The organism is Streptococcus sp. HMSC066F01 (genome assembly GCF_001837335.1).
Taxonomy (GTDB): Bacteria; Bacillota; Bacilli; order Lactobacillales; family Streptococcaceae; genus Streptococcus; species Streptococcus oralis_S.
Genome location: NZ_KV832119.1, coordinates 470,648 through 477,597 on the forward strand (window position 1 = coordinate 470,648; position 6,950 = coordinate 477,597).

Genomic DNA, 6,950 nt, shown 5'->3' on the forward strand with positions numbered 1-6,950 from the left:
TAACTCCAAATCTTTTTTAGATATACCTATTATACAGGAAATATCCTATTTTCTTTGAAAAAATCTGTGATTTACTCTTTAAAATCGAAAATCGTTTAAGGAAAATAAAAAAGTTTCACCCTACTCCTGCGGTAAAAACCACGAGAGTAAGAATGAAACAGTTGTCATTATTTACCAAGTTTTGCTTTAGCTGCATCTGCAAGAGCTGTGAAAGCTGCTGCATCGTTAACAGCCAAGTCAGCAAGCATTTTACGGTTAACTTCGATTTCAGCCAATTTCAAACCATGCATCAATTGTGAGTATGAAAGTCCGTTCAAACGAGCTGCCGCATTGATACGAGTGATCCACAATTTACGGAAGTCACGTTTTTTCTGACGACGGTCACGGTATGCATAGTAGTAAGAGTTCATTACTTGTTCTTTTGCAGTACGGAACAAGATGTGTTTAGCTCCATAGTAACCTTTTGCTAATTTAAGAATACGTTTACGACGTTTGCGTGATACAACGCCACCTTTAACACGTGCCATGTTTTATTTCCTCCAAATATTTCCTAGAATTGTTTACTTACTGTTAGGCTATTATTTCAAGCGAGTAAGCATTGCTTTGATACGTTTGAAATCTCCTGAATGCACCATAGATGCTTTACGAAGATGACGACGTTGTTTCTTAGTTTTTCCGTGGAAACGGTGAGAAGTGTAAGCACGGAAACGTTTAAGTCCACCAGAACCTGTACGTTTGAAACGTTTAGCTGATGCGCGGTGTGTTTTTTGTTTTGGCATGATTTTTTCTCCTTTATTTAACTTTCTGACAATTATTTTTTGTCAGTTGCTGGCGCCAACTGCATGAACATTTGGCGTCCATCCATCTTAGCTCGTTGTTCGATGATCGCAATATCTTGTGTTGCTTCAGCAAACTCGGCTAAAACTTTTGCACCAATCTCTTTATGGGTGATCATACGCCCTTTAAAGCGAATGGATACCTTAACTTTATTTCCTTTTTCAAGGAACTTGCGTGCATTGCGAAGTTTTGTGTCAAAGTCACCCTTGTCAATAGTTGGACTCAGACGAACTTCTTTCACAGTAACAACACTTTGTTTTTTACGTTGTTCTTTTTGCTTTTTCTGGTACTCAAATTTGAACTTACCGTAGTCCATAATTTTAGCAACAGGTGGTTTTGCTTGGGGTTGAATCAATACTAAGTCAACATTTGCACTATCAGCCAATGCTTGCGCTTCGCTGAGTGGCTTGATGCCTAGCTGTTCTCCCTCAAGACCGATCAAGCGAACTTCACGTACACGAATTTCATCATTGATGAATAAGTCTTGCTTTGCTATGGTTTTCACCTCTTTTTTATTATTAGAGAAAAACAATAGCGGACTCGTAATGATACAAGCCCGCACGTTATGATAGCGTTTCTTAGAAACTTTTCATCCGTAGGGCCAGGCAACTTGATGTCACAAGGCGAGAAGCTCTCACTTCTGCTTTTCTCAACTTTTATATGATACCAAGTTTTCTATTCCTTGTCAAGATAAAAAGTTATTTTTTCAAAAAAGTTTATCTATTTTATCTCACCGTTTCCATTCGCCAACTATTCCATCCTTTAAAGCGAATGGCTCCTTGCTGGTCAGTTCGGTAAACTTTGCTATTGATATTTTCAATTCGTGTCAAGGTTTCCTGATGGGGGAGTTTGGCACGATTGTTCTTGCCCACTGAAATGAGAGTAAGCTCTGGTTTGAGCTTCTCTAAAAAAGCTGGGCTAGATGAAGTCTTTGAACCATGTTGACCTGCCTTCAAGATATCCAACTCTAAGGTAGGGTATTGCTTTAAAAGTTCCTTCTCTCCCTTCTCCTTCAAGTTTCCAGTAAAGAGAAAGTGCTTATCCAAAAGTTTTCCATAAAGAACCAGAGAATCATCACGATCCCCATCTCCAATCTTCCTTGGAGATAGGACTTCTAAGTAACTGCCAAAAATCGGTAAATTCTCCCCTGCTGTCACACTGCGCACCTTAGTTTGACTTGCTTCTAGTTCCGCTACAAATTCCTTCTGTGTCAGACTTCCTTTTGATACTAAAATCTCTCCAACATGGAAAGCCTTGGTCACCTCCAGTAAATCACCAACATGTTCCTTGTCTGTATTGGTCAAAATCAGCTGGTCAATCTTATCTACTCCTCGACTTTTAAGATAAGGAATCAAGGTTCTCTGGGCATTGCTGGTCGTCGCCTTTTCTTGCCAAGCCTCGATTTTCTTATCAGATTCTGCCTTACCACCTACATCTATGAGAATGGTTTTACCAGTTACATCCCGTAGGAAAATACTCTCCCCTTGCCCAACATCTAGCATGGTAATTTCATTTTCAAGTGGATGCTTGGTCAAGAAAAAGAGCCCCACAATAAAAAGACTGACTCCTGCTAGTCTTTTGATGTTTTTCCTCATGTCATAGACCAAGGCTAATGAAACTAACAGTAGAATCAACAGCCATGCGTTGGGTTGACCAAAGACCAGGGGCCTACTTGCCAGCTGCGATAGCAAGCGAATGACGCCCTCCAACCACTCAAAGACAAAGTTAAACTGAGTGACTGGGTAAACGAAGGACAGAATGAATAAGATGGACAAAAGCGGCAAGAAGACCACATCAAACAGAAAGGAAAAGACAAAGGTCAAAAGGATAGACCAAGGCTGAAATTCTGCAAAATAAAAGGATAGAATGGGCAATATTCCCAAAGAAATGACCAAACTTTCTCTGGCAACAGCCTTGATCCCATCGCCTTCTTTGCTGGTCATGGTCAAGATAAAAGCATAAGCGCAGGACAAGACTCCTCCTGCAGTTAGGAAAAAGTTTGGCATAATGATAAAAAGGACAAGGACCGTCAAGGCAAAATTATCCAAGCCCTTAATACCATGTTGTGATAGTAACTTTTGCAAGAGACTGCGAATAACAGATGCTGAAAATCCTGTCAGACCTGCATAGATAAGAGAAAAGGGATAAGTTAGCCACTTCAACTTTTCTTGAGTTAAGCCCAATCGCAAGAGGAGTTTCTTAAAGGCATCCATGAAAAAGCCTACCTGCATACCCGACAAGGCAAAGAGATGGATAATTCCAAGACTGGAATAGAGCTCATTCATCTCCTCAAAGTCCGTGTCCAAATGTCCTAAAAGAAGACCTGTCATATAATTGCGCATAGGATCTGGAAAGTGCATCTTGATCCAAACTACAGCCTTTCGACGTAAACTGGACAGATTTTCTCCTATATCCCAACTGCTAATCTTTCTCATTGACTGGATACTCTTGATAGTCAAAGTTTGGTAAATCCCCTGAGTTTTCAGATAGGCTTGGTAGTCAAAGCCACCAAAATTCCTCTGACCTTCAGGCTCTGAAAGTTTTCCTTCTATCTCTATCTCGTGAAGGTCTGTTAAGGCCTGAAAGAGCTCTTTCTCCTCCTCAGACTGGAGTTTATAGTAAACTTGGAAGGTGCGACCCTCAGCCTTGCCCCGAAAGGACAGACTGTCTCCATTGACTTTGATGGTATCTGGTAAAATCCGTACCCTTTCAACAGAATCCACTAGGTTTTGATTAGCTTGTGTCTGTTGCCAAGTTTGAAACAAAAACCAAAAACCAAAAACTCCACAAAACGCTAGAACTTTACCGGCCGATTTCCAAGGAAATTGGAAAAAGAGACAGACAAGCAAAAAAACAAAACCTAGCAGTGCGAGATAGGACACTCCAAAAATGGCATAGTAAAGCCAGAGCAACAGGAAACTCAGATAGATTAGGGGGATAGGGAAATTCTTAATCCACTGTAACATAGTCTTTTAGCTTTTCTATGGTCTTAGCGCCAATACCAGAAACCTTCTTTAATTCATCAACCGACTTGAACTTGCCATTTGCCTCACGATGGTCGATAATATCCTGGGCTCGTTTGCCACCAAGTCCTTTGACCTGCTTGAGTTCTTCCAGACTGGCCTTGTTGAGATTGACCTTCTTTTCCTTGCTCGTCGAAGAGGCCGTCCCAGAAGCAGTCTGTTGACTAGCTACTTCTTCTCCCTTAGTTGGAACGTAAACCAGAGCTTCATCACTAACTTTCTGAGCTAGATTGAGCGATTTGCTGTCTGCTTGCTCTGTCAAGCCACCAGCTTTCTGAACGGCATCATGAACACGACTCCCTACTGGTAAATCATAAATTCCTGGCGATTTAACAGCACCTTTGACATCTACTGTGATTAGATCTTGTTCAGCAGACTCATCCTTTTCTTCCTTCTTGATTTCCTTTTCAGATGATGAATCCTTTGAAACAGCTGCAACTTCAGCCTGCAAGTTTGTTTCTTTCACAGATGTTTGTGAAGTTGGCTTTAGTAGGAAAAATCCGCCCAAGGCCAAACCCAAACCAGCACAAATGACAATGATTTTATACTCTTTGATTTTCTCGATAATTGCTTCCATATTTTCTCCTCTCTTAAGTTATTCGCAAGAGAAAGAAAAAACAGTCGAAAAATTTTTTTCAACTGCTTATTTATTTGCAAAATAGTCTTCCTTAGTCAAGACATAATGAACTCTTGTGATGATTCGACCTGGTTCTTTGTTATCCATTCTGGCATAGGGTTCTTCGTGGGAAAAACGCATACCTGATTTCTCCATGACCTTTCCTGATGCGGGATTGTCTTTATCGTGAAGAGCAGTCAACTTGTTCATTCCAATCTTCTCAAAAGCCAGTTCAATCACGGCACGATTGGCTTCTGTCGTCAATCCTTGATTCCAATACTTTTGGTTGATAATATAACCAATAGCTGCCTTCTTAAGAACAGTATCGATCTTGTGCAAATCAATGGTTCCGATAAACTGACCAGTGCTTTTTAGTTCGATTCCCCACCGTCCCAAGGGATTAGCCAAGTAAAACTGAGCAATGTTATTCTTAGTTTCTTCTAAGCTTTGATTTGTTGGAAAAGTGTAGCGTGTATTTTCTCTGTCTGAAGCATACTCAAACATGGCTTCTGCATCGTCCAAGGTTACAGGTCGGAGCAATAAACGCTCCGTTTCTATAGTTGGATACTTGGAAAATTTAACAAATATTGATTCCATACTTTTTCCTCCATTAGAGCTTGATTCTCACTAGTCTAGCATAAAGAAATTTGAATGACAAGTTTTTCTTGATTTTTGAAGCGGTTTCATATACAATAAAACCATCACATTTTTGATTTATGAACTGAAATGTGACAACCAAAACAAGATTGTCAATTGAAAGGTAGGTTATCTCTATGTTAATCGGAATCCCAAAAGAAATTAAAAATAATGAAAACCGTGTTGCCCTCACTCCTGCTGGCGTCCATAGTTTAGTCAGTCGCGGGCATCGTGTCCTCATCGAATCAAATGCTGGTCTCGGTTCAGGATTTACTGATGCGGACTATCAAAAGCAAGGAGCTGAGATTGTCGCTACTGCTGCAGAAGCATGGGCTGCCGAGTTAGTCGTGAAAGTAAAAGAACCACTAGCTTCTGAATATGGTTATTTGCGCGACGATCTTCTCCTTTTCACCTACTTGCACATGGCCGCTGCTCCAGAATTAGCAGAAGCTATGTTAGCAGCAAAAACAACAGGAATTGCCTATGAAACTGTTCGTGACAATCAAGGACAACTACCACTCCTCGTTCCTATGAGTGAGGTTGCCGGTCGTATGGCTGTTCAAATCGGAGCCCACTTCCTTACTAAGCAAGCTGGTGGTTCTGGTGTCCTACTAGGTGGTGTACCAGGTGTTCCAAAAGGAAAAGTAACCATCATCGGTGGTGGTGTCGTCGGTACACATGCTGCCCGCATCGCCCTTGGTCTTGGTGCTCAAGTGACTATTTTAGATATCAGCGCGAAACGTCTCTCAGTTCTAGAAGAAGTCTTTGGAAACCAAATTCAAACTCTTATGTCTAATTCTTTCAATATTGAAGCAAGTGTGAGAGATGCTGATGTAGTGATTGGAGCGGTGCTCATCCCTGGTGCCAAAGCACCAAAATTGGTTACAGATGAGATGGTCAAACAAATGCGTCCAGGCTCTGTCATCGTTGATGTTGCCGTTGACCAAGGTGGTGTTATCGAGACAGCTGACCGTGTGACAACGCACGATGAACCTGTCTATGAAAAATACGGTGTTCTCCACTATGCCGTTGCCAATATCCCTGGTGCGGTTGCCCGTACTTCAACCATCGCCCTAACCAATGTCACTCTTCCTTATATCGAAGCTCTGGCTGGCAAAGGATTCGCACAAGCAATTGCTGAAGATGAAGGCTTGCGTCAAGGTGTGACCACTTATCAAGGTTACTTGACCAGCCTCCCAGTTGCCCAAGGCCTGGGTAGAGATTTTACTTCTATCAATGAACTAGTTTAAAATTGGTTAACCATTCTTTCAAGCTAGAACAGACTCATACTACTCTACAAATTCCATAACAAGATATTGTTTCTAACAACTTATCCATAGTAATTCGTTTTAATTTATAAAGAAAGAACCCAAGAATAAATTCTGGGTTCTTTTTAGTATTTCTCGTACAAAAGATGCTTTTGTACAATTAGAGAGCCTTAGTCCCTCTTACGAACGACAAAGCCGACTAGACCGGCGATAAATAAACCAATCATTGAAAGAAGACTGGTAGAAGCTGTACCTGTGCTTGGTAGAACTTTCTTATCTTGGCTTGCAGTTTCTTCTTTCTTAGTGCTTTCAGCTTGGTTCCCTGTTGTTACAGTATCTTTCTTAGTTCCAACTTCGACAATCTCATCTACTGCTGGAGTGGTGATTTTGCTTGATTTCTCAAGACGACCAGTTTCAACGCCATCTGTGTAAGTCACTGTATAAACAATGGTGCGAACACCCTTCTTACCAGCTGTCGTCACTTGACGACTTCCTTCTGGAAGGTCTGCGTTCTGCACTTCTTTGACTTGGAAGGCAACATCTTCTGTCTTGGTCTCTTCCTTAGTCGTT

8 protein-coding genes and 1 other annotated feature are annotated in these 6,950 nt (G+C 41.2%); of the genes, 1 reads left to right on the forward strand and 7 read right to left on the reverse strand.

Annotated features, from left to right (window positions below; translation table 11 throughout):
* Positions 1–167: 167 nt before the first annotated feature.
* The 6 genes from rplT to HMPREF2655_RS09560 form a co-directional block, all read right to left on the reverse strand.
* Positions 168–527 (reverse strand): 50S ribosomal protein L20, encoded by a 360-nt coding sequence (gene rplT / locus HMPREF2655_RS09535; protein WP_000124830.1) that lies wholly within the window; start codon positions 525–527, stop codon positions 168–170.
* 51 nt (positions 528–578) lie between these two features.
* Positions 579–779 carry a 50S ribosomal protein L35 gene (gene rpmI / locus HMPREF2655_RS09540; protein WP_001125942.1) on the reverse strand — a complete coding sequence of 67 codons (201 nt, stop codon included), beginning with the start codon at positions 777–779 and terminating at the stop codon, positions 579–581.
* Between the two features lie 32 nt (positions 780–811).
* Entirely contained in the window at positions 812–1,342 is a 531-nt protein-coding gene (infC, locus tag HMPREF2655_RS09545) for a translation initiation factor IF-3 (protein WP_000848184.1), read from the reverse strand.
* 15 nt (positions 1,343–1,357) lie between these two features.
* Positions 1,358–1,489 (reverse strand) — a sequence feature (ribosomal protein L20 leader region).
* Positions 1,490–1,562: 73 nt separating this feature from the next.
* Positions 1,563–3,803 carry a DNA internalization-related competence protein ComEC/Rec2 gene (locus tag HMPREF2655_RS09550; RefSeq protein ID WP_070838716.1) on the reverse strand — a complete coding sequence of 747 codons (2,241 nt, stop codon included), beginning with the start codon at positions 3,801–3,803 and terminating at the stop codon, positions 1,563–1,565.
* Positions 3,787–4,437, reverse strand: a complete 651-nt coding sequence (locus tag HMPREF2655_RS09555; protein ID WP_070838718.1) for a helix-hairpin-helix domain-containing protein — start codon at positions 4,435–4,437, stop codon at positions 3,787–3,789. Before HMPREF2655_RS09555 ends, HMPREF2655_RS09550 begins: the two co-directional genes overlap by 17 nt.
* A 66-nt stretch (positions 4,438–4,503) precedes the next feature.
* Complete coding sequence (locus HMPREF2655_RS09560) at positions 4,504–5,073, reverse strand: GNAT family N-acetyltransferase (RefSeq protein ID WP_070838720.1); 570 nt, start codon at positions 5,071–5,073, stop codon at positions 4,504–4,506.
* A gap of 176 nt (positions 5,074–5,249) precedes the next feature.
* Between HMPREF2655_RS09560 and ald the strand changes: the two genes are divergently transcribed.
* Positions 5,250–6,362, forward strand: a complete 1,113-nt coding sequence (ald, locus tag HMPREF2655_RS09565) for an alanine dehydrogenase (RefSeq protein WP_070838722.1) — start codon at positions 5,250–5,252, stop codon at positions 6,360–6,362.
* Between the two features lie 188 nt (positions 6,363–6,550).
* Here ald and HMPREF2655_RS09570 read toward each other — a convergent pair.
* The coding region (locus tag HMPREF2655_RS09570) for a G5 domain-containing protein (RefSeq protein WP_142352140.1) at positions 6,551–6,950 on the reverse strand (400 nt) is incomplete at its 5' end.